This window comes from Bryobacter aggregatus MPL3, assembly GCF_000702445.1.
Classification (GTDB): Bacteria; Acidobacteriota; Terriglobia; order Bryobacterales; family Bryobacteraceae; genus Bryobacter; species Bryobacter aggregatus.
The window spans coordinates 1,077,056-1,103,732 of sequence record NZ_JNIF01000003.1; the positions used below are offsets into that span (position 1 = coordinate 1,077,056).

The following is a 26,677-nucleotide window of genomic DNA, read 5'->3' on the forward strand; positions in this document are numbered from 1 at the left end:
GTTCGGGAGCCTCCATTCCCGAGCTTGCGCGGCAGATCCTCTTCCAGCCTGGATCCGCCGCGCAAGCAGTCAAAACGCGCCTTACAGGCGCGTTTTCGCATGTTAGGCTCGTCCTTATGGCAGTAGTTGCAGTCGCCCAGGTCGACGACATCCCGGAAGGCACCAGCACGGAAGCAGTCATCGGAATCGAGACCTATGTCATCTGCAATCACCAGGGCCAGATTCATGTCCTCGAGGGCATCTGTCCCCACCGCAATGGCCCGCTGGGCGCCGGGAATTTTGCCGATGGCCGGGTGATCTGTCCGTATCATGGCTGGGAGTTCGATTGCGTCAGCGGCGAATACGACCGCAATCCGCTCGTCCGGCTGAAAACCTTCCCGGTCCGCATCGAAGGCGGCCAGGTTCTGATTGAGATCGAAGCACTTGCCTGAACTGCCAGAAGTCGAAACCGTAGTCCGGGGCCTGCGGGACCTGCTGCCCGGCCGGTGTGTCCAGAGCGTCGAAGGCATTGTTCCAGAGAAGATTGTCGGACTGACAATTGCCGCGGTGCGCCGCTACGGGAAGTTCATCGTGCTCGATTTTGCCGGCGGGATGCTCTTTGTGCATCTCGGGATGACCGGGCAACTCACCACCTCCCGGGAGGCCGGAAAGTTCACGCGTGGGCGCATCCTGCTCGATCAGGGTGTTCTCCGCTACGACGACATCCGCAAGTTCGGGAAAATCTTCTGGGCCACCAGCTATCCGGAGCGCGGTCCGGACCCGCTCGAAATCAGTGCGGCAGACTTCGTCGCCCTGGCCCGCTCCAAGCGGGGACAAGTGAAGGCCCTGCTATTGAACCAAAGCTTTCTGCGTGGCATGGGCAACATCTACACCGACGAGGCACTCTTTCGAGCCCGCATCCATCCTCTTGCGGCGGCCGCGGACTTGTCCCAAAAGAAACTCATTTCACTCCATACGGCAATCAGAGAAGTGCTGGAGGCGGCAATTGCCGCAGGTGGGTCTTCGATCTCCGACTATGTCGACGCCCGGGGAGAAAAGGGAAGCTTCCAAAAGCAGCATCTTGTCTATGGCCGTGCCGGCCAGAGCTGCGCCCACTGTGGCGCCATTCTCCTGCGCATCCTGGTGGCCCAACGTGGCACTACCTATTGCACTCGCTGTCAGCCCCTGTAAGCTTCTCCCCCTTCAGCTCGGTGTAGAGCCAACTCCGGATGAAGCGGAGTTCCCGGTCGATTGTCGATTTTGAGACCGATTGTAGATCCGCAATCTCTTCGGTCGTGAAGGCGAGAAAGAAGCGGAGCTCGACAATGCGTACTTTCTGCTGATCGAGCCGCCCCAACTTGTCGAGAACCCGGTTGAGATCGAGCCAATTGTCCGGTTCGTTGCCAAACCAAGGGAGATCCGGCGTAAGAGGCACCTTCACGACAGACTCACCGCCCCGCCGTTGCGCTTTCGTCTGGCGGGCATGATCCACCAGGATCAGGCGCATCACCTTTGCGGCAAAGGTATAGAAGTGATTGCGGTCGTTCCAGTTCATTTGGCGCTGGCGCGCCAGGCGGAAGTAGAACTCATGCAGGAGCGCCGTCGCCTGCAGCGTATGATCGGATCGCTCGCGGCGCATCAGGCCACCCGCAATCCTGTGCAGTTGCTCGTAGACAGCAGGGACGAGTTCCTCAAAGGCGTTCTTGTCGCCTTGCGCCCAATCCTGCAACAGTTGTGTGATCTCGCCGTCAGCCATGTCCTGCATCCATTCTCGAGCCGGAAAATGGCCCACGTCTCTCCCGTCTTCCGCTGTCTCCCTTAGATGAAACCAGCACGCTAAAGATTGCGGCAACAACCCACAAAAGGGGTCATCTGCCGGCGCAAGCAAGCGCAGGATTCCGCAATGAGGGGCAAAGGCCAACCGGCGAAGATAGCAATTTGGTACTATAGCGAACAAGAAAGTACTAGCAGGTTGGCGAGTTTGAACACTTTCCACTCAAGCGAAGAAACAAATCCCCTAGGGTCTTTACTCATAGCATTCTAAGGGAAATCCTGATCGCTACCTAGTGATTACTGGAATTGAAAAAGTACTAGTTCACTCTTAGCATTGAGGACAGAAGTAGAAATTGGAGGGGAACCTGGCCATGACCGAGCTCAGCCATACCATCGAAACGGAGTTGCCGCCCATGATGGAGGAAACAGCGAAGCGCAAAATTAGGATCGTGCTGGCAGACGACCATCCGATCGTGCGGGATGGCTTGAAGAAAATGTTGTCCCTCGAGAGCGATCTTGAAGTGGTAGGCGAGGCGTCTGACGGCCGGGAAGCACTCGAGCAAATTCAGATGCACGAGCCCGACATTCTGCTTTTAGACCTTCGCATGCCGAATCTGGATGGATTGAGCGCCTTGCAGACTCTGCAACACATCAATCGCAAGACAAAAGTCATCATCCTGACGGCAAGTGAGGACAAGAATGAGTTTGTCCAAGCCATGAAGCTGGGTTGCAGCGGCATTGTGCTGAAACAGACGGCGCCGGAACTGATCGTCAAGAGCATTCGCAAAGTGAATGACGGCGAAATCTGGCTCGATTCGCACACCACGGCAGCCGTGATGCGCCAGTTTGCAACGGTAGGCCCCGATGGACACTCCACCAGCGGCTCTTCGAGCGGCTCCAATGGCACCAAAATGCGGGAGCGCAGCCCGTTGAGCGCCCGCGAACGCGAAATCGTCGGGCTAGTCGCGCAGGGCTATAAGAACAAGGAAATGGCCGAAAAGATGTTTATCAGCGAGCAGACCGTCAAAAACCATCTGCACAACATCTTTGACAAACTTGGCGTCAGCGATCGTCTGGAATTGGCTCTCTACGCGATTCACAAGGGTCTGCACCTCGGCGGCGAAAAGTAATTTTGCAATAAAGGGCTAGTCCGCCACAGCGTTACGATAGAAGCGCCGTGAATCCACTACCCTTGTTATTGCTGATGAGTATTCAATTTGGGGATCTGAAGAAGGATGCAGCCGTCGCTGGATTTCGCGCGGAAGCAGTCTATAAGAATGGAACAGAACAGGCGATGGGCGGCCGTTTTGTTCACAACAAGAGTGGGTTCACACTCGATCTGATCGAGATCCAAAGCGTCCCGCAAAGTTTTGTTTGCGTCCATACCTTCCCCACCTCCAACATGGGGGAACCCCACACCCAGGAACATCTTTTGCTCGGCAAGGGCAATGTCGGCCGCGCCGTTGCGGCGCGCGAGACGATGTCGATGGTGGAATCCACTGCCTTCACACAGCAGTTGAAAACTTGCTATCCCTTTGCAGCCAATGCGGGACTCGCCGCCTATTTCGAACATTTTGAGCGTTCGATGTATGCGCTCCTGAACCCGGACTACACCGACGAGGAAATCCGCCGTGAAGTTCGGAATTTTGGCGTCAAGACCGGGGCAGACGGCCGGTTAGAGCTGGAGGAAAAGGGCACCATCTACGCCGAGATGGTGAGCGCCACCTCACAACCCGGTTATCGAGTCTATCGCGCGATGGGACGGCTTCAGCTTGGACCCGAGCACCCGATGAGCTTTGATTCGGGTGGCGACCCGGCCTATATCCGGCAGATGCAGCCCGAGGCGATTCGCCGCTTCCACGCGGCCAATTACCACCTGGCGAATATCGAGATGGTGGCGAGCCTGCCGAAGGGCCTCACCCTCGAGGAGACGCTCGGCCGCTTCGATCGCATCCTCAGCAAGCTGCAGGGCGACCAGCCGGTCCGTCAGGGAGCGCAGGTGAGTGACTTGCCTGCCCCCGCGCCTGCCCCCGCAGGAACCATCCAAGTGGTCAGCTTCCCCTCCCGCAATGCGCAACAACCGGGACCGGCACAACTGGCTTGGCCGGTGATGCCGCGCCTGAATCAGCGGGATGAAAGCCTCGCCGGACTCTTTGCCCAGGCAATTGGGGGCGACCCGGCCACCAATTTTTACAAGCTGTTCATCGACTCCAAGACCCGGAAGATGGACATCGGGGCTCGCTCGGTCGGCATGGGCTTCGACAATGAGGCCTACGCCGAGTTCACCATTTATATCCCCGATCTCGCGGCCTCACAGGTGCAGACCAAGCGGCTCGAGGAGATTCGCCATGCGGTACAAGCCGAGTTGAAGCGGGTCGCCTCATGGCCCGACAACAGCCCGGAACTGCTCGAATTCCATGAGCGAATGCAGGCCAGCCTGCTGCGGATCCGGCGGAGCGCCGATAAGCTCACCAGTTCCCCGCCCGGCTTTGGCGCACGCATGGGACAGAGCTCCTGGCCCAGCCTGCTCCGTGAACTCGCCGAGGAGCCTGGCTTTGAGAAGTCGCTGGTGCAGCCGGAACTCTTTGGCTATCTCGAAAGCGTAGTCCATAGCGGAAAGAACATCTGGCGCGACAAGATTCGCGAGTGGAAGCTGGTAGAGCTTGTTCCTTATGTAGTCGCCTCCAAACCGGAGGCGGAATTGATCGAAGCCGAGGAAGCGGCGCTCAAGCAGCGCCTGGCCGCCGAGGTGGAGCGCCTGCAGGCGAAGTATCAGGTGAGCGACGAGCAAGAAGCGATCCGGCGTTATCAGAAGGAATACCAGGAAGCGAGTGCGGAGCTCGAGCGGGTACAGAGCCTGGACGCTCCGGCGAAATTTATCGACAACCCGCCGATGACGCTCGATGAACAGCTCGACTATACGGTCACCCAGGTCAATGGAATCCCCTTGGTGACGGGCCGCTTTGCGGGCATGAGTAGCGCGACTGTCGGGCTTGCCTTGAACGCCAAGGAGTGGAAAGGGCGGCAGTTGCTTTATGCCTCGATCCTGCCGCAATTGCTCAGCGGCGCCGGAGCGACAAAGGATGGCAAGACCCTCAGCTTTGAGGACGCGATGCAGCAGATGCGCCGCGAGATTCTGGGGGTGGGCGCCAGCCACGTCACCAACGCCACCACCGGCCGCATCGAGGTGGTGCTCAGCGGAGCGGGCAATACGCTCGAAGAATCCCAAACCGCCATCGATTGGATGCAGGCGCTGCTCTATGCCCCGAACTGGGGAATCGCAAACATCGCCCGCCTGAAGGATGTCGTCGATCAAACCATCAATACCCTGCGCACTTCCATGCAGCGCAGCGAGGAAAACTGGGTCAACGGCCCTGCCGACGCCTGGACTTATCAAGATGATCCGCTCCTGCTGAGCCTGAGCAGCTTCCACACACGCCTCCATCATCTCCACCGCCTGCGCTGGCTGCTGACCGAGGCCCCGACGGAGGCCGATCGGGACGCAGTGGCAGCCTTCCTCTTGGAGATCGAATCGCAGAGCCCCGATCGTGTGGCCTCTTTCCTTGAGAAGCTGCCGGCCAGCGCGCAAGCCCTGGCGCAGGAAGCGGTGAAGGATCTCGTCTTCATTGCAGCCGACTTCCCCGCCAATTCCGCAGAAGCGGATTGGAAGTATCTGGTGCGCATCACGCGCCAAGACCTGCTCGCGCCCGCCAGCCAAGCCTTGGAGGAACTGGAGGGGGTGCGCAAGACGCTGCTGAAGAAGTCAAATGCCCGGCTCTTCCTGACCGCTTCTCCTGAGAATGCGCTGGCCTTGCAACCGAAGCTGGCTGAGTTGGTGAAGGGGCTGAGCGATGCCCCGCGCGGCGCCTCCACGCCACTGGCGCCAAGACAGGTGGCCCAGCGGGTGATGGCCCGTGAGAAGTTAGAGACCGAGCCACGCTTTGTCGGCTTAGTTGCTCCTGGCATGCAGGGGGGCGTGCATCTGCATTCAGCGCCCTTTGTTGGCATTCGGGATCTTGATGAGGAATCCGCTTTACGCTTCCTGGCCGTGAAACTCTACGGAGGCGGCGGGCCGCATGGCGTCTTCATGAAAACCTGGGGCGCCGGGCTGGCTTACTCGAACGGACTGCGATCGAGCGCCTCCGACGGCCGCATCAACTACTACGCGGAACGTACTCCCGAGTTGCCGCAGACTCTTGAGTTTGTCATTCAGACCTTAAAGAAAGCGCCGCGCGACAAGCCGCTCGCCGATTACGCACTCGCCCAAGTCTTCGCCGGTACCCGCGCCGGTGGCAGCTTTGAATCTCGCACCAGCGCCATGGCCGGCGATCTTGCCGATGGCTTCACCCCCGAAGTGGTGAAAGCCTTCCGCCAGAACATCCTGAATCTGCGCAAGAAGAAGGATCTCGATGCCGCGCTTTACGCGCGCATGGATGCGGCAGTTGCGAGAGTCTTGCCGGGCTATGACCCCAAACAGAAGGGCGTTGCCGGGGCCACCTATTACGTCATTGGGCCGGAGAAACAGTTGAACGCCTGGGAGAAGTATCTCGGCACCAAGCTCTATCGTCTCTATGGCCGTGATTACTGGGTGATCGTCGACTGACCTGGAGTGATATTCTCAACGCATGCGAGAGTCTTTGCCCCATCGAATGAGCCGTCGTAGTCTGATTGCCAGTGGCATCACTCTTGCGGCGGCTCAGGCCGGAAGTGCCCAGAATCAGGAACCGCTGCGGATTGTCGTCCTCCAGGAGTTCGATCCCAAAGAGCTCGAGATTCTGCGGCGTGCGGCGGGTTCCCGCAAAGTGGAAATCACCTACGCCAAGAATCGGCAGGAGTTGAAAAGCCTGCTGCCGAATACCGAGATTCTTTATGGCGACTTGCAGGCCAGCGAACTGGATTTTGCTCCACGCCTGAAGTGGATCCAGGCCGGTGGCGCCGGCATGGAAGGCTTTGACAAGAAAGTGCTGGCCTCGCCGATTCCGGTGACAAATATGCAGCGCATCTTCGCGCCTGGCATTGCTGACACCGCCATGGGACTACTGCTGTGCATCTCGCGCGGCATCAGCACCTATTACATGCCACAGTTCTACAAACGCGAGTGGAAGCCGGTGGGTACGGTACGCAGCCCGGACCACATCGAACTGGCTGGCCGCACGATGGGCATCGTCGGCATGGGCGGCATTGGTACGGAAATCGCGAAACGGGCCCACTATGGCTTCGGGATGCGGATTGTCGCCACCGATGCAAAACCAATGGCGAAACCCGATTCGGTGGAGATCTTGCGAGAACCGTCCTGGTTCCCCGAGATGGCCAAACAGGTGGACGTTCTGGTGAGCGCGGCCCCGCATACGCCGAAGACCGAGCGGATGTTTAATGAGGCGATCTTCCGTTCGATGAAGAAAGGTTCGATCTTTCTCGCCATGTCGCGCGGCAAGCTCTATGACGACATGGCGCTGGTCAAGGTCTTAAAAGAAGGCCACTTGCGTGGAGCAGGTCTCGATGTGTTTCCGATCGAACCTGTTCCGGCGAATCACCCGATTTTCGATTGCCCCAACGTAGTCATGACACCGCACACCTCCGGCTGGGGCGAGGAGCGGCAGGTCCGGCTGGTGGCTCATTTTGCTGAGAATATTCGACGCTACACCCTGGGTGAGCCGCTGCTTGCCGTTGTCGATAAAGCGGCGGGCTACTAGCGGATGGCGCGCTTTGCAGCTGTCGATATTGGCAGCAATTCGATGCGGCTCCTGGTAGCCGAAACCACAGAAGACGGCAAGCTCCTGCGCCTGGCAGAAGACCGGCAAGTGACCCGGCTCGGCGAAAGCGTATTCTCGCGCGGCCTGATCAGCGAAGAAGCGATTCGCCTGACGGAAGAGGTCCTGACCCGATTCCGGCTGACCATCGGGGGATTCGGAGCGGCGGCTGTGCGCGCCGTAGCCACCAGCGCCACCCGCGATGCCGGCAATCAGGAAGAGTTTCTCACCCGGGCCAAGCAGGCGCTGGGCGCGCCGATCGAGATCATCAGCGGCATTGAAGAAGCACGGCTGATCGGCTTGGGCGTCCATGCGATCTGGCCGCAGGAGCCGGAGCCGCTGATCATCGTCGATGTCGGCGGCGGCAGCGCCGAGTTTATTCTGATGGACCAGGGCACGATGGTGGAAGGCTATTCGCGGCCACTTGGTGCGGTGCGGCTGAAGGAAGTGTTTCTCGATAAGGATCCGCCAAAACGCGAGCAGGTGCATCGCTTGCAGGAGTTTATCGACGAGAAGCTGGAACTGGTGGTGCGCCGTCTGGGGGGGCGGCCCTTTGCGCGCGCGATTGCCACATCGGCATCGGCGGCAGCGATTGTCTGCGCGGTGAATGGCATTCCGCGGAGTGCGCGCGTCGAGGCGGAGGGACGGCACGCAACACTTGAACAGGTGCGAACGCTGTATCGCGAGCTGATGCAATCGCCGATCGAGAAGCGGCGCAAGATGGTCGGCATCGGACCCAAGCGCGCAGAGATTCTGGTGGCTGGAGTCGCGGTGTTTCTGCGGGCGATGGAACGGCTCGATCTGCCGCGGCTCGATTACTGCGGAGCGGGCGTGCGAGAAGGGATCATCGCCGATTTGGCCACGCGAGGCGCGGTCACGGATTCCGTTGCGATGCGCGAGGGGCAACGGCGCGTTGTCGAGGTGTTTGCCAAGCGCTTTGGGGTGGATCTGCAACACGCAAGACAAACGGCGGCCCATGCCGCAAAGTTGTTTGAGCGCCTGCGGCCCCTGCATAAGCTCGATCGCAGCTATGTGCGTCTACTGGAGGCGGCCTGCTACCTGCTCGATGTCGGGCACTATGTCAGCGATACCGGGCACCACAAACATTCCCACTACCTGGTGGCGCATGCCGATCTGCCCGGCTTCACGGCAACCGAGAAGCAGTTGGTAGCCCTGCTGTGCCGCTTCCATCGCAAGAGCATGCCCGCAAGCCGCCATGTCGAGTTGCTGCACCTGTCTACGGCGCAGCGGCGGGCGCTTGAGTTGCTGGCGGCGATTGTTCGCGTCGCCGATGCGCTTGATCGCAGCCGCGACCAGCATGTCACACTACGGCGCTGCGAGGTGTGGGGCGATGCGGTGGTCCTGACTCTGGAGGCCGGAGAGGGCAAGGACTATGCGCTGGAAGAATGGGCGGTAGAACGCTGCAGCACTGCGTTTCGGAGCGTCTATGACAAGGCTCTTTTGGTGGCTCGGCCCTGATTTTTGAGAGAAGGGATTTCCTTCTCTCCGGGAGCTTTGGTAGACTGAAGAAGTTCGCGTTGCTGGGAGATCGTCTAATGGTAGGACTGCAGATTCTGACTCTGCCTATCGGGGTTCGAGTCCCTGTCTCCCAGCCAAATTCTCCCGCTGAGCCGGTAGCGCGTTCTCCTCTCCTCCCCTGTTGATCGTCGTGTGTGGTCCTGAACTCCCTCCATTGTTTTTTCTCACGCTGCAGGTGGCTGCGCCCCGCCTCGTGACCAATCCTCAAGCGATTCCCGAACTGCGAATCTCCGCCGTATTGCATCAGCCCAGCGTATAGCTGGTACTGCGGCCACCTTCGGGATTGCGCAAAAGGGCTCCCCGAGCAACCAGGAAGAGGATGTCGCGCAGAGCGGAATCCTGTGAGCACTTCGCCAGAATTGCGTACTTCGACGTCGTGAGCTTCCCTTCAAAACCGTCAAGCAGACGATTCAGAACCAGACGCTGACGCTCGTTGAGCGTGGTTCCCGCGAGCCGTTCCCAGAAACGGGCTTTTCTCAAGATGGAGCCCAGGCTACCTTGCGCTCCATCGATTGCGCGGCCCAGGCAGCCGAGAAACCATTCCATCCAGGGGCTGATGTCGAGGGAGCCCTTTTGGGTTCGTTCGAGCATTTCGTAATAAGCACTCCGCTCCAGGCGAATCTGCGCCGACATGCTGTAGAAGCGTTGCGGGCTGCTCTCGGAGCGAGTCAGAACCATGTCGGCGATGACACGCGCAATGCGGCCATTGCCGTCGTCAAAGGGATGCACCGTGACAAACCAGAGGTGGGCGAGCGCCGCCTTCCAAACCGGATCCATCACCGGACCAGAGTTGAACCAGTCGAGAAACTGCTCCATTTCTTTTTCGAGACGTTCAGCGGCAGGGGCATCGAAGTGCACGCGCTCGCGCCCAATCGGCCCGGAAACCACCTGCATCGGGCCAAGACGCCAGGCACCAACCGTGATCTTACTCAAGCCACTCCGACCAGCCGGAAAGAGCGCCGCATGCCAGGAGAAGAGCCTTTCAGCCGTGAGCGCCTGATCGAAATGGCGTGTTGCATCGAGCGTCATCTCGACAATGCCTTCTACGTTGCGATCCACCGCCTGCAGGGCTCCAATGTCCATGCCAAGACGTCGAGCAATCGAGGAGCGGACCTGCTCTTGATCGAGACCTTCGCCTTCGATCTCACTGCTCTTGAGGACGTCATTGGTGAGGGTCTTGAGAACTGCCTCCTGGCGGCTGTCGAAGCCTAAAGCCTCCATGTGCCCGAGAAGCCTGCCTTGGCGATGCCGCACGGAAGCCAGCTCTTCAGCGATCTGCTCCTGGCTCCAATGGAAGTTGGGCCAGTCCGCACGCTCGTGGATGTATCGTTGCGACATGCCTTGCGGTGATTGTAACAGCTATTCACCGCAGAATATGCGGCGAATAACGCACTGATTCACCGCAGCTGGCTTGCCGGGGTGAATCACGCGTTCTGCTGGCGTCGATTTATTTCGTCTTTTCTTCGCTTTTCTGAGAGTATGACTGCCGCTGTTCGCGTTGTCAATGAGGAGTTTGGGCTGCTCAGCGAATGCTGCCGGCGCCGTGTGATGATGGGCGAGTGTCCTTTGCTGTTGAGCTGAGTAGCCTTTTGCCGGATGATCTGCCGCATCGCCAGAATGTGATGGCGCAGGCAGCGGCGCATCTCGATCTGATCGTCGAAGCGAATCAATACCTGAATCTGACCCGCATTGTCGGAGAGCGCGAGGCCGCGATCAAGCATGTCGTCGACTCGGTGATTCCCTGGAAATCCTTTGCCTCGGCGAAGGTGGTGGCCGATGCCGGGACCGGCGCGGGCTTCCCTGGGATTCCGCTGGCGCTGGTGTTGCCGGAGACACGCTTCGTGTTGCTCGAGTCGATCCAGAAGAAGGCTCGCTTTGTCCAGAGCGTGGTCGAAAAGCTAGGGTTGACGAATGTCGAAGTGCATCCGGTGCGGGCCGAAGAATGGCTGCAGCAGCACAAAGCCGATCTGTTGACGGCGCGTGCCGTGGCTCCGTTGACGCGGGCGATTCCGCTATTTGCGCCAGCGCTGCGCAATGGGATGCGGGCATTGCTCTATAAAGGACCGGACGCCGAGCAGGAAATTGAAGAAGCGGTGGCGGAAGCCCAGAGGCGGCGGGTGAAGGCAAAGGTGGCGCTGCGCTATGAATTGCCCGACGCGGCAGGGATTCGGACGCTGATTTCTCTGGCGGGGTGGTAAAAGGAAGTATATGGCTACTTTTACCGTTCGCACTGCGACGCAGCAGTACGATGCGATTGTCGAGCGCAATGCGATTGCGCGTCTGTCCGAATTTCTGCCGGCGAAAGTAAGCCAGATCTTCGTTGTGACCACGCGCGATGTGTGGGAATACCATGGCGAGACCTTCCAGAAGGCGTTGGGCGCGCGCGTGCATCATGTTCTCTATTTTCCCGGTGGGGAATCGAACAAGCGGCTGCGTGAAGTCGAAGCGCTCGCCGAACAGATGATGGCGCAGGGCGCCGATCGCGCGAGCCTGGTGATTGGCTTTGGCGGTGGCATTGTGACGGACGTTGCGGGCTTTCTTGCGGCGATCTTCCTGCGTGGCGTGCCGGTGATTCAGGTCCCGACGACACTGCTGGGCCAAGTGGACGCGGCGGTGGGCGGCAAGACCGGGGTGAACCTGGTGAGCGGCAAGAATCTGATCGGAAGTTTCCATCAGCCGCTGGCCGTGTTGATTGATCCCGATGTGTTACGTACGCTGCCCGAGCGCGAGTATCGCGCGGGCCTGTATGAAGTGTTGAAGTGCGGCGTGATCCGCAGCAAGGAATTGTTTGACCTGATGGCGTTCCGCTCGGCGGATGTGCTGGGCCAGCATCCGGACGTGGTGCAGAAGATCATCGAAGAGAGCGTGCGGATTAAATGCGAAGTGGTGACGGCGGATGAGAAGGAAGGCGACCTACGGCGCATCCTGAATTTTGGCCACACGGTGGGTCATGCGCTCGAGGCAGAAACGGAATATACGCGCTTTTTGCATGGCGAAGCGGTGGCGTTTGGGATGAATGCGGCGACGCATCTGGCGCACCTGACGGGCAGCCTGCCACTTGCCGAATGCAACACGATTCTGAATGGCATTGAGCTGTACGGACCCATTCCGAAACTCGATGGCATTGGCGCCGATGCTCTGCTGGCGCGCCTGGGCTCGGACAAGAAGACGCTGCATGGCAAGGTGCATTTTGTGTTGCCGGTGCGCATTGGCGAAGTGAAGGTGATGAGCGGTGTCGAGACCGGGCTGGTGCGGCAAGCCATTGACGCGGCATTGGCGATCCGGTGATGGCGGCCACGGGCACCAAGCCGCGGCCGGAGTTGAGCGAGGCGGAAGCGTCGGTCTGGGTTCGGGATATGTTCGGGCGGGTGGCTCCGCGCTATGACCTGTTGAATCGCCTGCTGAGTTTTCAGGTGGATCGGGTGTGGCGCTGGAGGACGGCGCGGGCGATGGCTCCGTTTTTGAAGCCGGACGCGGTGGTACTCGATTTGTGTTGTGGGACCGGGGACTTGCTACAGGCGCTCGAGCGGACCGGGAAGGCGCGCTACATCGCAGCGGATTTCTGCCATCCGATGTTGGTGCAGACGCGGAGCAAGTCTGAAGCGCCGCTGGTAGAAGCCGATGGTCTGCGCTTACCGATTGCCGATGGGAGTCTCGATCTGATCACGATTGGCTTTGGGTTTCGCAATTTTGTAAATTACCGGGCTGGCGTGGTGGAGTTGCTGCGGGTATTGAAGCCTGGGGGGCGGGTGGCGATTCTGGAGTTTACGACACCGCCGTATGGGGTGGTGCGTGGGTTCATGCAGGTGTGGAACCGCTGGGTGATGGACCCAATTGGGCGGCTGGTTTCGGGCCAGGGCGATGCGTATCAGTATTTGCCAGAGAGCGTGAGCCGCTTTCCGGGGGCTGCAGAATTTGCGGCGCTGATGCGCGAGGGTGGCTTTGCCGAAGTGAGCTATCGCTATTTCGATCTCGGAATTGCAGCGCTGCATGTTGGAATGAAGAAATCGACGATTTCTGTTGCAAAACAGGCCTGAAGATGGCGGCCCCTCTGGTTGAAAGCAATGGGATGCGAATATTCCGAGTTTCTAGCTTGGGTACACTACTCAAAACGGAGTGCCGTGATCGCATCTGTTCCGGCTGCGCGATTAGCGGGGATCAGGCAGGCCGACGCGGCGACAATCATTAGCACTACAACGCCCCCTGCAATGGTAAGAGGGTCAGTCGGCTCAACTGCGAAGAGAAGGCCCCGAATAGCCCGGCCGACAATCAGCGCGACGCTAATACCAACTGCCAACCCTACAGCGACCGGCGCCATTCCCTTCCCAACAATCATCCACAGCACCTGCGACCGCTGAGCGCCCAACGCCATCCGGATACCGATTTCACTCCGGCGGCGAATCACGGAATAAGAGACTACCCCATAGATGCCCAGGCAAGCCACCAAAAGCGCGCACGTGGCAAAGGCAGCCATGAGTGTCAACTGGAATCTGCGTTGAGCGACTGAGCGATCGACAACATCCTCCAGTGTCCGAATTGCTTTGATCGGCAATTGTGCATCTTCGCTACGGATTGCGGCCTGAATGGCTCCGACAATCGCACGCGGGTCCCCTCGGGTCCGAATTACCAAGGAAAGACCGTCGGGCACACGTTGCCAGTAGGGATAATAGGCCGTAGGTGGTGGGTCGCTTTGGAGCTCGGCACGCACGTCGGCAACGATACCAACCAGTGTCTTGACCTTGTCGTCCTCGCCCATGAAAGTCCGGCCTACCGGGTTGAGCTCCGCCGGCCAGAGGAGCTTTGCCGCTTTGACCGATAGAACAGCCACACCGCGCCCGCGATCACTCTCCTCGAACATCCGGCCGGCACGGATGGGAATGTTCATCGCAGAGAAATATCCCGGGCTGGAGTATCGGTTATCCACTGGGTGCTGTTGTTCGCGGGGCGTACCTTCGAGGTAGATCGGGTCATTCCAGGTATGGCCGAGCGTGGGCAAGTGAGTAATGGCTCCAGAGACTTCAACTCCAGAGATCGCCCTGACTTTTGTTAGAAGCCGTTCAAACAATTTCTCCCGTACACCGTCGTTTGCATACAAGTTACTAGTAGGTTGAACGTCGACTGTGAGCACACGTTCCATGTCGAATCCCTTATCAACTTGGAGGAGTCGTGTAAGGCTGCCAGTGAGGAGTCCGGCGACAATCAGCAGCGCCGCGCTGAGTGCCACTTCGATGCTGATGAGGCCTTCGCGAAGACGTAGGCCGTGGCGTCCTTCGGTTGCTGAGCGGCCGCCAGCCCGCAATGCTTCCTGCGGATCCGCACGCGTCAACCGCCACGCGGGAAGGGCGCCGAACACAACCACGGCCAGAAGGGTCAGGCAGAGAGCAAAGAAGAGAACTGTGGAATCGACGCGGATCTCATCCAGGCGGGGAATGTCAAGCGTAGTAGTTGCCACGAGTATTCGAAGGCTCCATCTTGCCAGGAGAATTCCGAGAGCTCCGCCCGAGACGGCGAGCACCAGACTCTCAGTCATCACCATGCGGAATTGGCGTCCTCGACTGGCGCCGAGGGCGGTCCGGATTGCTGTTTCTCGACTGCGTGACGCGTTCCGGGCGAGAAGCAGATTTGCGAGATTGACGCACACGATGAACAGGACCGCGCCGACAGATGCAGCCAACAGCCACAAGCCGAGCCGCGCGCTGCCGGTGAAGAGCTCGTGTGCGGGAATCAGCCTCGCCGTAAGGCCTTCTTTACGTCCGAGCTGTGCAGGAAAACGTGCCTGAACGACATTAATCTCAGCAAGTGCCTGCTCGGGTGTTCCGCCGCGCCTGACTCGAACGACAGCCGAATAATTAAAGTTGCCCATGATCCGCGAGAGTTCTGGCTGGGCGAGAACCAAGGGCCGGAAGATCTCGAAGCGAACGTTTGTTCTTCCATGGTACGGGAGCCACAACGGAGCAGGAACAATGCCGACCACCTCGTGATTTTGGCCGTCGACCACAATCATCTTGCCAATGAGGGAGCGATCGGCATGAAAGCGAGAGCGCCAAAGGGATTCAGATAGAATCGCCACGTTATTCTTACCTTCCAGCTCTTCCTCTGCGAGGAAAGCCCGGCCCAGGATCGGTTCGATGCCGAAAAGCGCAAAAAGATTGTGGGGCACGTCGACGCCCGGGATAGACACAGAATCTTCGCCGGTGACGACATTGCTCGTGGTCGCATGCATCAGCGCAACCTGTTCCAGCGACGGGCATCGCTTCGCCCATTCGCGAGCGTGGAGCGGATTGATTGGACTCGCTGAACCTTGCCCGGGCGAATTGAAGACTACTTCGCGAACCGCGAAGACATTCTCCGGATCTTTGTAGGCAAGAGGCCGGAGGATCACCGTGTTGACAACGGAAAAGATGGCGGTGTTGGCGCCGATGCCGATAGCGAGCGAAAGAATTGCGGTTGCTGCGAAACCGGGATTGTTGCGGATCCACCGGAAAGCATAGCGAAGATCTTGGCCGATCGCATCCAGGACCGGCAGACCGCGCTGTTCCCTGTAGGTCTCCTTGGCCGATTCCACGCTGCCGAACTGGAGTTTTGCTCTTCGATGAGCTTCATCGGGCGGGAGGCCGCTACGCATGTTTTCGTCCGCGAGCATCTGGATATGGGACTCGAGTTCCTCGGCTAGGTCGATTTCCCGGCCATGCCCATTCAGGCTGCCGAGAAAACGGTGACAGAATCCGCGCAGTCTACGGATCATGCCTTGAATCCTTTCAACGCCAGAAAGCGCGCAACGATTTCGGTAGCCTGAGCCCACTGCTTAACCTCTGCATCGAGTTGGCTCTGACCAGCCCGGGTGATTCGGTAAAACTTGGCGCGCCGCTTATTCTCGGAAACGCCCCATTCAGACACGATGGCACCTTCCTGTTCGAGTTTGAGGAGGACGGGGTAGAGCGTGCCGTGATTGATGGCGAGCAGGTCGTGGCTGGTCTGTTCGACGCGGCGCGCAATGCCATATCCGTGCTGGGGCCCCATAGCATGGAGCGTTTTGAGAACCATAATAGCCAGCGTGCCCTGCCAGACGTCTGCTTTCTTTTTCATATTGGTTTCCCACATGAGTGTGCCATGCTTCATATTGGAAAGCAATAGGTGCGCGCACACTCTCCTCCCAGATACTCTCCCGACTACCTATCGTGGAGGGAGCAAGATTACATCCAGTTGGATTCCGTGTTGGCTGCCGATCTGGTATAGCCTGGTTCGACCCAAGCCCATGCAACACTGTCTCCGGTGCCTTCTTGCACCTGTTCCGCCAGAATAGTATCGCTTTCGGAGCCGGGGGAGGCCATCCCCTTCAGAATCTCAACAGTTAATGACAGCTCTAAGTGGAATGTTCACCGAACTGGCGAAGAAGACGGAGCGAACCAATGCTTTGGTCGAATTGCAGATACGCTTGATTCTGGCTGCCCCCAATCGTGAATCGTTCAGTTCGTCGAGAGTGAGAATCCGCAAAACCTCCCGGAAAAGCGGCACTCGCTTGATAGCATGGAGGCCATAGTGATTCGCCCGCTGCCCCTGATTCCCCTGCTGCTCCTGTCTTTATCTGGTTGTAAGCAAGCACCCGTTCTCGAACCCGTTCCGGAGTGGGCCTATCCCACCAATCCAGCTCCGGCGCCTGGCCCGAAGCCTCCCGTGCCGCAAGGCCCCTTCCAGATCAAAAGCAGCCAACTCTCCTTTACACGGGCCCAACTCTCCAATCTTTTTGCTGCCCCGGACTGGAGCCCCGAGGGGCATCCCACGATGCCATCCGTTGTCTCTCATGGACGAGAACCCGAGGTGCGGGCCTGCGCCTATTGCCACCTGCCAACTGGGAGCGGACGGCCGGAGAACTCTCGACTGGCTGGCTTGCCCATCCCATACTTCGTCGATCAGATGAAGGCGTTCCGCGATGGCTCCCGAACACCGTTCCTTGTCGACAGAGCGCCAACCATCAATATGACCAAGACGGCCAAGGCGATGACCGATGCCGAGATCGAGACTGCTGCCCGATATTTTGCAAGCCTGAAACCACTGTCTTTCGTCCGCGTGGTGGAGACAACGATGGTTCCCAAATCCCGCATCGCCGGGTGGTTGTTCCACTTTCAGCCGGAGAAGGGGGAAGAGGCCCTCGGCCAACGGATTCTCGAAGGGCCTGAGGACTTTGAGCAGTTTGAGTTGCGCGATCCGGAGACCCGCTACATTGCCTATGCACCGGTCGGGAGCCTCGCGTTGGGGAAACGCCTCGCGGAGACCTGGGGGAACAATAAGGAGCTGGAATGCTCCAGCTGTCACGGTCCGGGCTACCGGGGTAAGGAGGCTGTTCCAGGCATTGCAGGCCGTTCGCCAAGCGCCATTGTTCGTCAGCTGTATGACATGAAGGCTGGCGTTCGACGTGGTGGCAAGACGTCGGAGATGGAAAAGGTGGTCAAGGAGATGACGAACAGCGATATGGTGGCCTTGGCGGCGTATATTGGGTCGCTGAGACCATAGGTTTCGGCTAATTTCACTTTATCTCGATGCAGAATATGATATATTTTGGCCACGTCTTATGGTCGAGTCAGTGTTCGGGCGGCTATACATCGAAATGAGAGATAAAGATGACATTATTGTTAAGTAAAATGGCGACGATTTGCGCCGTTGTTATTGCACTGGCGGCAACGCCGGTTCATGCAAGTATCACAGGTCCAAGCAAACTCGAAGTTAATCTTGGCCCACTACCAATCGACAAATATTCCTCCACTAATTACGATTCAACGCTTTCCACTACCTATATTAAGAATTGTTCCTCTTCCTTAAGAACTTGTTGAAAAACTCGCCGCTGGATGTGACGCTGAAATATTTTAGAGCATCTATGTTTTATGCGCGGAACCGACCAGCAACAAAGAACCCTGATCAGCTACGTGAACCTTGAAGATCGGATCGCAGAGGACCATCCACTGAGGAAAGTACGGCAACTGGTAGACGGGTTGCTCAAGAGCATGGATGGAGAGTTTGAGCAGATGTATTCGCGAGTGGGGCGTCCTTCGATTCCGCCCGAGCGTCAGCTCAGAGCGTTGTTGTTGCAAATCTTCTACTCGGTGCGCAGCGAGCGCTTGCTAATGGAGCAGTTGGACTACAACCTGTTGTTCCGTTGGTTCATTGGGCTTGAGATCGATGAGCCGGTTTGGAACCACGCCGTATTCAGCAAGAACCGGGAGCGGCTGTTGAATGAAGAGGTCGCGCAGAAGTTCTTTAGCCGGGTCAATGAGTTGGCCTCTGGATTCATGTCCGATGAGCACTTCACGGTGGATGGAACGCTGATCGAAGCCTGGGCAGGACAGAAGAGATTTCAACGAAAAGATGGCGAAGGCCCCAAAGATGGCAAGCAGTTCCACGGCGAGAAGCGCAGCAATGAAACGCACGAGTCCAAGACAGATCCAGATGCCCGCTTGTACAAGAAGGGGAATGGGCAGGAAGCCAAGCTCAGCTACCTCGGCCACATTGTGATCGAGAACCGCAATGGTTTGATCCGTGAGGTGATGAGCACGCAAGCCGATGGTCATGGCGAAGCCGATGCCGCCTTATTGATGGCGGCCAAAATAGCGCGGCCCGGCAAACGCATAACGCTGGGGGCCGACAAAGCTTATGACCGCAAGGACTTTGTCAAAACAGTGCGCGAGTTGGGAGTGACCCCACATGTGGCGCAGAACAACAAGAATCGCAGAAGCGCCATTGATCAGCGTACGACAAGGCATGAAGGGTATCGCATGAGCCTCAGCAAGAGGTGGCTTGTAGAGAAGGCCTTCGGATGGATGAAGCAAACGGGCGGACTGAAAAAGATCAAGCTGCGGGGAATCGATAAGGTCGGATGGCTGGTCACTTATACAGCCGCAGCTTACAATCTGCTTCGAGTCAAAACCCTGCAGGAGCAGTGTGCCTAAATGACGGAAAATGGCCCAAAATCAATGGTTTTCGGCCTATCGCGGGAGCGCGGGCAGGTTCAATTTTGAGCAATGATTCAATACATCCTCATCCAGATACCATCATATTCGCGGTAGAGGGGTATTTTTCAACAAGTTCTTAACCGTCCGCGCTTGCGTGCAGGGCTTGCTCTCTAACTACGCAAGTCAGAAGGTTACTGCGGTTCGATTCATGTTTGGTATGTGTGGCGGCGGGTTCAGCACCCCGCTCTCAAATTGTGGGACGACGAGTCCCATAATTTATAACTCTCCCTGGCGCAGTCAGCTCTTGCTATTTCTTACTGATGTGAAAAATGCGGGGATCAATAGCGTCATTCCTTCTCCGATGCACTGGACATTTTACAATCAGTACGATTCGTATTGCAATAATCCTCTGAACCCAAATGACCTAAAGTGCGGCGATTCCAATGGGAACTATAATTTCCTTGTTAATGCAAGAGTGCCGTCCCTGAATGATGGACTGAAATGGCAACTGACGTACGATCCCTGCACGTCAAGCAACGTTCCACTCTTCTTCTGGCCCACGGCGCCTTTTCCAGTCCGAGGCGCAAACAATATGGGGCAGGAAGAGGGACCTTGGATGAAATGAAATTAGCGGAAGATCAGCGGACACAATGATGGGAAACGGCGCTTAGGGGAAGAGGCGAAGGGAGGGCGTAGCCCGACAGGAGCCGAAGCCCCTAAGCGCCCCGAGCGGGTCCTTACGGTGATAGATTTGGAATCTTCCAAAACACCAAAATCACCCCGAAAGGACACACTCATGAGCGACAACCAGAAGCTTATCAAAGCGCGCATTGGACTGCTCCAACTCGCCCAGGAATTGGGCAACATCAAGGCCGCCTGCCAGCGAGCCGGCATCAGCCGCAGCCACTTCTACGAGATCAAGGAAGCCTACGAGAAGCACGGAGCCGACGGGCTTGAGCCGAGGCAACGCCGGACGCCTCGGATGCCGAATCAGACTCCGCCCGAGCTTGAAAAGCAGATCCTCGAGATGACGGCGCAGTATCCGACCTACAGTTACATCCGCATTGCCGACCAGCTTCGTTTGGTCGGCATCGGTGTCTCTGCCCCCGCCGTCCGAGGGGTCTGGGTACGGCACGGCATCACTCTCCGGCTCCAGCGCCTGCTCTGGCTGGACAAGAAGACCGCCACCGAAGGCGGCGTGCTGACGGAGCAAGCCAAGCGGCTCCTGCAGAAGCATCAGGGCCGAAACGTTGACCCGGAACAACATATCGCTGCACCGCATTCTGGCTATCTGCTTTGCCAGGACACTTACTTTGTAGGCACGATCAAAGGCGTCGGCAAGGTCTACATGCAGACGGTCATTGACGCACACTGCTCGCAAGCCTTCGCCAAGGTCTATCTCAGCAAGATGCCGATCACTGCGGCAGACACACTGAATGATCGAGTCATCCCCTTCTATGACGATGAGAAGGTGGGGATCGAGCGGTTGCTCACCGACAATGGCCGCGAGTACTGTGGACTCGAAGCTCGTCATCCCTTCGAGATCTATCTGGCGATTAACCAGATCCGCCACAAGAGAACGCAGATCGCTTCCCCTCAATCCAACGGCTTCTGTGAGCGCTTCCATCGCACGATCAAGGAGGAGTTTTACAGCATCAAGTTCCGGCAAAAGATCTATCAGTCTGTGGCTGAATTACAAGATGATCTGGACGCCTATCTGAGCTTCTACAATCGCCAGCGACCCCATCATGGATATCGGACTCAAGGCCGAACGCCATACCAGGCTTTCCTCGATGGGAAAATCGCCCAGGCGCAACCTATGGCAGCATGAAGTAACCGAATCTCAACCGAGGCCCGTAAGCCCTCGTGTCCGGAGATCTTCAGCTAAATACAGATGAAAGCGAACGATAACAGCTACAATTGTGCGCCGGCAAATCCATACTTCGTGGGTTGGAACAATATCTATACTGTCTACGATGCAGCCATGTCAGCCGTTCAGTCCGCCGGACTGATTGCGAGTGAATTTGACATCACCAACGAAATCGATCCGGCATTTCATACAGTCATGGGACGCATGATTGTGGATAACAAGCACACCGGGCCAGGCATCAATCCCAGGCCCCTTGAGGCGGTCCGTTATTATCTCAATACCTATGGGTCTGATTATCTGCACGCTAGCTATTCAACCGGCGACGTCGGCACAGTTCTCTCGTACGACTGCAGTTCTCTGTACGGGGACTCAGCGCGCTTAACCCGCACATCTGCTCTGGTGTCGGCTATCGCGGGCGGTCTATTTGGATTGGGATCAATCAGTCCAGTAAACGGTCTCCCTTGCGCCACAATCCCCGTCACATCGAGCTCGACTGTTGGTATGCCCTCTACGTCTTACCCATTCACTCCCCCTACCATCATTGATTTCCATACATATATCGGGGGGGGAGCGTCGGAGGTCACGCTGCTCTTTAATAACGTTTGGTCATTCTACAATAGCTTCTCTCCCATCGGATGGCGGGGATACAACCACGACGTATATACAAGCATCTTTATCGTCGGGGAGACCCATTCAAATGTGAACGCGTGCGGCCAGACCAAGACCGATGCGTCCAATGTTGTTACTGGGTACAATGCTAGCTCCATGGCAGGCAGGTCGCCGACCGTTATCTTTCGGCCCTGGAATAATGTGCAGGAAGGCTCCGCCTGTTATCCTTATCCACATACAATCAACCCTCCATACACCCCAGTCCCGTAAGGAAATCGACATGAAAGCTATCCTGATTCTAATTGCATGTTCTGCGGCCACACTCTGCGGTTCCGATATGGTTCTTCGGGTCGTTGACTCTAATAATCAGCCTGTGGCGGGCGCGCAAGTCACCGCGATTTTTGGAGGTCCTCGCCAATCTGACGGGCAAGCCAACTCTCCATGGAGTCTAAGCCGCTCGTCCGATATAGCAAGGAGATTGAGGTCAGACTTCATCACTGATGCCACAGGGCTGGCTATGATTCCAGTCAAAGACGGTCAGAGTGTGCTGATCTGCGGATCGATGTTAGCAAAACTCCTTGTAAGTAACTGCATCACTAATAAGCCACTTTATTTTGCTGCGGGAGAGATTCCTGCAACGACGAGTCTGCAGTTGTCGGAAGGCGTTCAACTGACATTTCGGTTGTCTACTGCCTTGGCAGAAAAATACGCAAAAAAACATTTCTCGAGTCCAGGTGTAGTGGTGGGGGTAATAAACGAAAGAGGCGAGTTCCAGCCCGCCACGCCGACCGAAAACTCACTCTGGACGCTGGTCGCTCCTGTTGACACGAGCCTTAAAGCCAGTGCTGCGGGTGCAGGCATTCGAGTAGGGCTTGGGGGTTCAACTGCTTCACGTCCGGGTGATCGTGCACTGCTTGATCTGCCAGCTTATGAAAGGGGCACCAAGCACGAGCTGCTTGTGGAGGAGGCATCAGATGGTAAGCTCTAAAGTCAGTCGGAAGGCTCCTCCGGCAATATTTGTTTTTTCATCTTGATACGGCACTGGCTATTCAGATTGGTGGTGGGCCTGCTCCTCATAGGATTAGGTGCCACCGCTTTTTTTCTTTACGATGCTGCGTTCATTGTATTGGGCCCGCAGCAGGACGAGATACTCTGGTTACAATTCATTTCTCACCCGGGAAGTGCGCCCGCAGCTATATCTTCGCTGTTAGGTAGCCTTCCTCTTCTCGAGATGCCCTACCTGGGCAACATCAAGTACTTTCTATACCGATATGGGTGGCCAGATGTTTACGGTAATCTCGGAGCGTTACGAGGGCTGCCACTCTGCCTAACCTTAATCTCCCTCGTTGTTTGGGTCGATTTGGTCAAACGCTGGCTCGGAGCGCCTGGGGCCTTGTATTTTATGCTTCTGGTGGCTTTCAACCACGTGTTTTGGCTCACGCACATCTGTGACTGGGGGCCGATGGCGTTATCTAATCTTGCATTTGCCGTGGCAATGAACGTGTCGCTTGGCCGTAAATCTCCGAGCAACTGGGCCGCTTATTGCTGCGGAATTTCAATTGGGCTAGGTCTCTGGGACAAGCTCACATTTATCTGGCCTATCTGTCTAGTCTTAAGCAGCTATATTCTGATCCATCGTTGGACAACGAGTACTGCCCAACCTTCGTTGTACTTCTATTTTCGAGTAGCCGCTGGCCTGGCGCTTGGCAGTCTTCCGCTAGTCTTGGCTAACTTGATTGTGCCGGCAATCTCCTTACAAACGGAGACTCACTGGGACCTGGCTGTCATTCCTTACAAGTTGTCCGTATTATGGGCAGCTCTAGATGGAACAGTTTTGTACGGGTATATGACAAGTATTGAGTCCCCCACCCAATATGTTGAACGTCTGCGTAGAGGCTTTGCTTCTCCTCTACCCTTGATCCTTCTGGTATTGCTTGTGATGGGAATCGTCAAGTATCTTCGCAGATGGGAGAACTCCTCAAGGTCTGAGCTGGATAATCTCTTACGTGCTTTCGCGCTGAGCTTATCTTTCATCCTTGCGTGGATGATCATGGCTGTGCGATCGAATTCTGGGTACAGCGTCCATCACATCGGACTTCTGTGGCCCGTGCCAGAAATCGTGCTGGCACTTCTGATCGAGAGTCTCCTTCGCACTTCGCCCCTTCTCAAAATTACTATTCTCTTGAGCTTAACGATTGCCCCAGTCAGCTTCTGGCTTACATTACGAGATGGTGGCCCGGGACTGTACTGGCATCCTGAGGTTCGTGAGCTAGCCACCATATTGCAAAGAAAAAGGATCAAGACCGTTGAGTCCGCAGACTGGGGAATAGCGCTGCCTTTACTTTTTTACGCCCCCAGAAGCTTTGAGATCCGTGAAATCAACACCCCAATACTTCGTGCGTCTGTAGGCTGCAGAAACTCCGAGTGCGCTGCCGTGGCATTAGCCAGACACGAATCAACCAAGATTGATTACCCTCCGGATTGGATTATCCGAGACTCCGAGCAAAGGCCTGTTTATTGGGTGTGGTTCGGTCAAACTCAATAGCCAGACGCCAAAGCTCCACCGCCTCCGCTTCCACTGAAAAGACGGTATGCGTGAGAGCAACTCACTCCTCAAGCTGGAACTTAGTATTGGATCCAGACGGCAGGCGTTCTATCTGCGGCTTCTTTGACTTTGAGATCGTTCAACTGGGAGAGGATCTCAAAGACCTGTTCCGTGAACTACCGCCTCCTAGCTCGACCGCAACACCTCCGATGGATCGCTCCGGGAGGCCAGAACGGCGGGCAGCGCGGCTGCGGCCAGGGCCGTCGAGGCCAGCAAGCCCCCAGCTAGAATCCAGGTGGACGGGTCGGCGCCAGTGATTCCGTAAAGTAAGGATTCCGACAGGCGCATCGCTGCAACACAGAGGATCGAACCCGCAACGAAGCCGACCAGCGATACGGCAGCCACCGGCCGCAACATCGCCTGCACCACCTCAAAGCTCGAAGAGCCGAGCGCCAGGCGAATGCCGATCTCGCCTCTGCGCTGCGCCACCGAATAGGCGACCGTTCCATAGAGCCCGATCAGCGAGAGGATCAGTGCGATCGAGGCAAGTGCGCCCAGGCACCAAGCGGCCAGGCGCTCCTGGGCAAGCACAACTGAGGCATAGGCGGCGAGTGTTTGCGGAGCATCGAGAACCGCATCGGGCGCCAGTTGCGCCAGCGCTTGCTGCAAGGACGGCAACGCCTGCAGGGAGTTGTCCCGGGCCAGGACGATCACCGACAACGATGCGCGCGTGCCGGGAGTAATCGGGAAGTAGATGCGCGGCGGAACCGCATCGCGATAGGAACGGCGCACCTGATCTTTCACCAAGCCCACAATCGCAATGTCCTGGCCGCGCACTTGCACGCGCTTGCCAATCGCGTCCCCGCCCCAATACTGGTCTGCCAATTCCTGATTGACGATGGCGACTTTCGATTGGCCTTGCAGGTCGAGCGCCGTGAAATCGCGGCCGCGTAGCAAGGAGGACCCAGTGAGATCGAAGAAGCCCGGGCTGATCTCATTGCTATCCATGCTGTTCCGGATCGGTTCCTGCTGCGTCGATGGCGCAAGGATCTGCACTTCGGTTGCAGAACGGACGCCACTCGACGGCAATACATTGGCGAAGACAACGCGCTGCACGGCGGGGAACTGTTGCATGCGTGAGGGGAGCTCGCGTGCGATCTTGGCCTGGACTTCGAGAGAGTTCTCCGACTGGGGCAATTGCAACTTGGCGAGGAAGAGATTGCCGGCACGCAGGAAGGAGTCCGATTCGGCGGCACTCTGGAAGGTGCGTAAGAAGAGGCCAGCCTGCACCAGCAGCACCAGCGAGATGGCGATCTGCGCAGCGCTCAGTACGTAACGAGTGTTCCACCGCCGCCAGCCGAGGCGCGAGGTTGCTCCCCGTAGATTCAAGGCCGTGGTCAAGTCCGTTCGTAAGAAGTGCCGTACCGGAGCCAGGCTGACTCCAATGCAGATCAGGATTCCAATCGCGGCGCAGAAGCTGAGGGAGCGCCAGTCGACGGAAAGGTCGAGAGTGAGAGGCACGGAAAGAATTTTGGGGAAGCTGGAAAGTCCCTTGGTGAGAGCCACACCCAGGAGCAACCCGAGGCCGCAGCCACCTAGCGCGAGGATCAGGCTTTCCGCGAGGAGAAGTTTGAGCACCGCCCGAGGCTTAGCGCCGAGCGCAATGCGGACACTGATTTCCCGTTCCCGATGTGCCGCGCGCGTGAGCAGGAGCATCGCGACATTGGCGCAAGCAATGACGAGAACACTTGCCGCAACGAGAATCAATACGAGAAGCACGGTCACTACGTTTGCTCGGGCTCCGGGCCAGAAGCGTGCCTGTCCAAGTGGCATCGCAGTGGCGATCCAAGTCTTTTGCGGGTTCCGATCGCGTTCGGGATGATCGAGGTTGATTCGCCTAGCTAGCGCTTCCACCTCGGCTTGAGCTTGATCGAGGCTGACCTGGTCTCCCAGACGGGCAGTGACGACCATCGAGCGCATGCCCCACTCGCGGAGTATCTCGACCTGCGCCAGAGCGGGCACCGCCTCCCGATAGAAGCGCATCGGAATCCAGACCTGCGGCCGCTCGCCCCAATCCATCACGATGCCGCGGAAGGCTGCCGGCAGCACGCCGATGATCGCGAAGGAGCTTGCGCCCACCTGCATTGTCCGGCCCAGAAGATTCGGATCGCTTTGGAAGCGATCCCGCCAGAGTTGCTCGCTGATCAGCACGGCGGGCTCGCGATCGGCGGCATTGAAGTCGCGGCCGAGGCGGGGCGCGACGCCAAGTACCTGCAGATAGTTGTCACTCACAAGCTCAGCGGAAAGATTTTCTCTGCGCTCTGCGAGGCGGACTGAGAGCGGGAGCCGCAAATAGGCGAGCATCCCGGAAAAGGAGCGTGCGCTGCTTTGGTAGTAGTTGAAATCGAGCCAGGAAAGAGCGTTGAAGGTCTTCGGGTCCTGAGTATTGTTGTGGTAGATGGAGACCAGACGATCAGGCTGGGTAATGGCGGGCAAGGGGCGAAAGAGGACCGCATCAATCACGGCAAAGATCGCAGCGTTGGGGCCGATGGCCAGAGCGAGGGAGAGGATTGCGATGGAAGTAAATACTGGTGTCCGATAAAGAGCCCTGGCAGCGACAATCAGATCTTTCATGGGCAGATCATATCCGTTGCCTCTTGCCGAGACA

Annotated in this window: 19 protein-coding genes and 1 tRNA gene; 15 read left to right on the top strand and 5 right to left on the bottom strand. The window is 57.6% G+C overall.

The genetic code is table 11. The features are described 5' to 3' along the window. Nucleotides 1-116 precede the first annotated feature (116 nt). Together M017_RS0105335 and mutM are read left to right on the top strand one after the other, a co-directional pair. A complete protein-coding gene (locus M017_RS0105335) occupies nt 117-431 on the top strand; it encodes a Rieske (2Fe-2S) protein (RefSeq protein ID WP_031496375.1) in 315 nt (104 codons plus the stop codon). Further along, nucleotides 424-1,170 (top strand): bifunctional DNA-formamidopyrimidine glycosylase/DNA-(apurinic or apyrimidinic site) lyase, encoded by a 747-nt coding sequence (mutM, locus tag M017_RS0105340; protein WP_031496376.1) that lies wholly within the window; start codon nt 424-426, stop codon nt 1,168-1,170. Before M017_RS0105335 ends, mutM begins: the two co-directional genes overlap by 8 nt. On the opposite strand, the gene M017_RS0105345 is transcribed toward mutM, so the two are convergent. After that, nucleotides 1,139-1,735: a sigma-70 family RNA polymerase sigma factor gene (locus M017_RS0105345; RefSeq protein WP_162179841.1), complete on the bottom strand. Its 597-nt coding sequence runs from the start codon at nt 1,733-1,735 to the stop codon at nt 1,139-1,141. The two genes, mutM and M017_RS0105345, sit on opposite strands and share 32 nt — an antisense overlap. A 388-nt stretch (nt 1,736-2,123) precedes the next feature. Here M017_RS0105345 and M017_RS0105350 point away from each other — a divergent pair, with 388 nt between their 5' ends. The 5 genes from M017_RS0105350 (at nt 2,124) to M017_RS0105370 (ending at nt 9,118) form a co-directional block, all read left to right on the top strand. Continuing rightward, a complete protein-coding gene (locus M017_RS0105350) occupies nt 2,124-2,882 on the top strand; it encodes a response regulator (protein ID WP_031496379.1) in 759 nt (252 codons plus the stop codon). A 47-nt stretch (nt 2,883-2,929) separates the two neighbouring features. Beyond that, nucleotides 2,930-6,355 (top strand): peptidase M16 family protein, encoded by a 3,426-nt coding sequence (locus M017_RS0105355; protein ID WP_155121254.1) that lies wholly within the window; start codon nt 2,930-2,932, stop codon nt 6,353-6,355. A 46-nt stretch (nt 6,356-6,401) separates the two neighbouring features. Continuing rightward, nucleotides 6,402-7,445 carry a D-2-hydroxyacid dehydrogenase gene (locus M017_RS0105360; RefSeq protein ID WP_031496383.1) on the top strand — a complete coding sequence of 348 codons (1,044 nt, stop codon included), beginning with the start codon at nt 6,402-6,404 and terminating at the stop codon, nt 7,443-7,445. 3 nt (nt 7,446-7,448) lie between these two features. Beyond that, the gene (locus M017_RS0105365; protein WP_031496384.1) at nt 7,449-8,981 is read left to right on the top strand and encodes a Ppx/GppA phosphatase family protein; all 1,533 of its coding nucleotides are present in this window, start codon (nt 7,449-7,451) and stop codon (nt 8,979-8,981) included. A gap of 63 nt (nt 8,982-9,044) precedes the next feature. After that, nucleotides 9,045-9,118: transfer RNA gene (locus M017_RS0105370), tRNA-Gln, on the top strand. 166 nt (nt 9,119-9,284) lie between these two features. Here M017_RS0105370 and M017_RS0105375 read toward each other — a convergent pair. Continuing rightward, nucleotides 9,285-10,379, bottom strand: coding sequence for a Fic family protein (locus M017_RS0105375; protein WP_031496385.1), 1,095 nt, complete (start codon nt 10,377-10,379; stop codon nt 9,285-9,287). Nucleotides 10,380-10,600: 221 nt separating this feature from the next. Here M017_RS0105375 and rsmG point away from each other — a divergent pair, with 221 nt between their 5' ends. The 3 genes from rsmG to M017_RS0105390 are packed head-to-tail and all read left to right on the top strand — an operon-like array spanning nt 10,601 to nt 13,078. Then, nucleotides 10,601-11,239 (top strand): 16S rRNA (guanine(527)-N(7))-methyltransferase RsmG, encoded by a 639-nt coding sequence (gene rsmG / locus M017_RS0105380; protein WP_031496387.1) that lies wholly within the window; start codon nt 10,601-10,603, stop codon nt 11,237-11,239. 10 nt (nt 11,240-11,249) lie between these two features. Beyond that, nucleotides 11,250-12,329: a 3-dehydroquinate synthase gene (gene aroB, locus M017_RS0105385; protein ID WP_031496389.1), complete on the top strand. Its 1,080-nt coding sequence runs from the start codon at nt 11,250-11,252 to the stop codon at nt 12,327-12,329. Then, nucleotides 12,329-13,078 carry a ubiquinone/menaquinone biosynthesis methyltransferase gene (locus M017_RS0105390; RefSeq protein WP_031496391.1) on the top strand — a complete coding sequence of 250 codons (750 nt, stop codon included), beginning with the start codon at nt 12,329-12,331 and terminating at the stop codon, nt 13,076-13,078. The genes aroB and M017_RS0105390 overlap by 1 nt, the downstream gene beginning before the upstream one ends. A 65-nt stretch (nt 13,079-13,143) precedes the next feature. Here M017_RS0105390 and M017_RS0105395 read toward each other — a convergent pair whose 3' ends face one another. Together M017_RS0105395 and M017_RS0105400 are read right to left on the bottom strand one after the other, a co-directional pair. Beyond that, complete coding sequence (locus M017_RS0105395; RefSeq protein WP_031496392.1) at nt 13,144-15,786, bottom strand: ABC transporter permease; 2,643 nt, start codon at nt 15,784-15,786, stop codon at nt 13,144-13,146. Beyond that, nucleotides 15,783-16,127: a PadR family transcriptional regulator gene (locus M017_RS0105400; RefSeq protein ID WP_031496393.1), complete on the bottom strand. Its 345-nt coding sequence runs from the start codon at nt 16,125-16,127 to the stop codon at nt 15,783-15,785. Before M017_RS0105400 ends, M017_RS0105395 begins: the two co-directional genes overlap by 4 nt. 453 nt (nt 16,128-16,580) lie before the next feature. Here M017_RS0105400 and M017_RS0105410 point away from each other — a divergent pair, with 453 nt between their 5' ends. The 5 genes from M017_RS0105410 to M017_RS0105435 all read left to right on the top strand — a co-directional run bounded on the left by M017_RS0105410 (nt 16,581) and on the right by M017_RS0105435 (nt 24,009). Continuing rightward, nucleotides 16,581-17,552: a c-type cytochrome gene (locus M017_RS0105410; protein WP_155121255.1), complete on the top strand. Its 972-nt coding sequence runs from the start codon at nt 16,581-16,583 to the stop codon at nt 17,550-17,552. A gap of 368 nt (nt 17,553-17,920) precedes the next feature. Then, complete coding sequence (locus M017_RS0105415; RefSeq protein WP_031495380.1) at nt 17,921-18,982, top strand: IS5 family transposase; 1,062 nt, start codon at nt 17,921-17,923, stop codon at nt 18,980-18,982. Between the two features lie 799 nt (nt 18,983-19,781). Next, nucleotides 19,782-20,816 (top strand): IS481 family transposase, encoded by a 1,035-nt coding sequence (locus tag M017_RS0105420; protein ID WP_031495428.1) that lies wholly within the window; start codon nt 19,782-19,784, stop codon nt 20,814-20,816. 928 nt (nt 20,817-21,744) lie between these two features. Continuing rightward, on the top strand, nt 21,745-22,452 hold the full coding sequence (locus tag M017_RS0105430; protein WP_155121256.1) for a hypothetical protein: 708 nt from the start codon (nt 21,745-21,747) through the stop codon (nt 22,450-22,452). A gap of 405 nt (nt 22,453-22,857) precedes the next feature. Beyond that, the gene (locus M017_RS0105435) at nt 22,858-24,009 is read left to right on the top strand and encodes a hypothetical protein (protein WP_238325818.1); all 1,152 of its coding nucleotides are present in this window, start codon (nt 22,858-22,860) and stop codon (nt 24,007-24,009) included. 186 nt (nt 24,010-24,195) lie between these two features. Here the strand turns inward: M017_RS0105435 and M017_RS0105440 are convergent, their stop codons facing one another. Further along, nucleotides 24,196-26,643, bottom strand: a complete 2,448-nt coding sequence (locus M017_RS0105440) for an ADOP family duplicated permease (RefSeq protein ID WP_031496402.1) — start codon at nt 26,641-26,643, stop codon at nt 24,196-24,198. Nucleotides 26,644-26,677 lie beyond the last annotated feature (34 nt).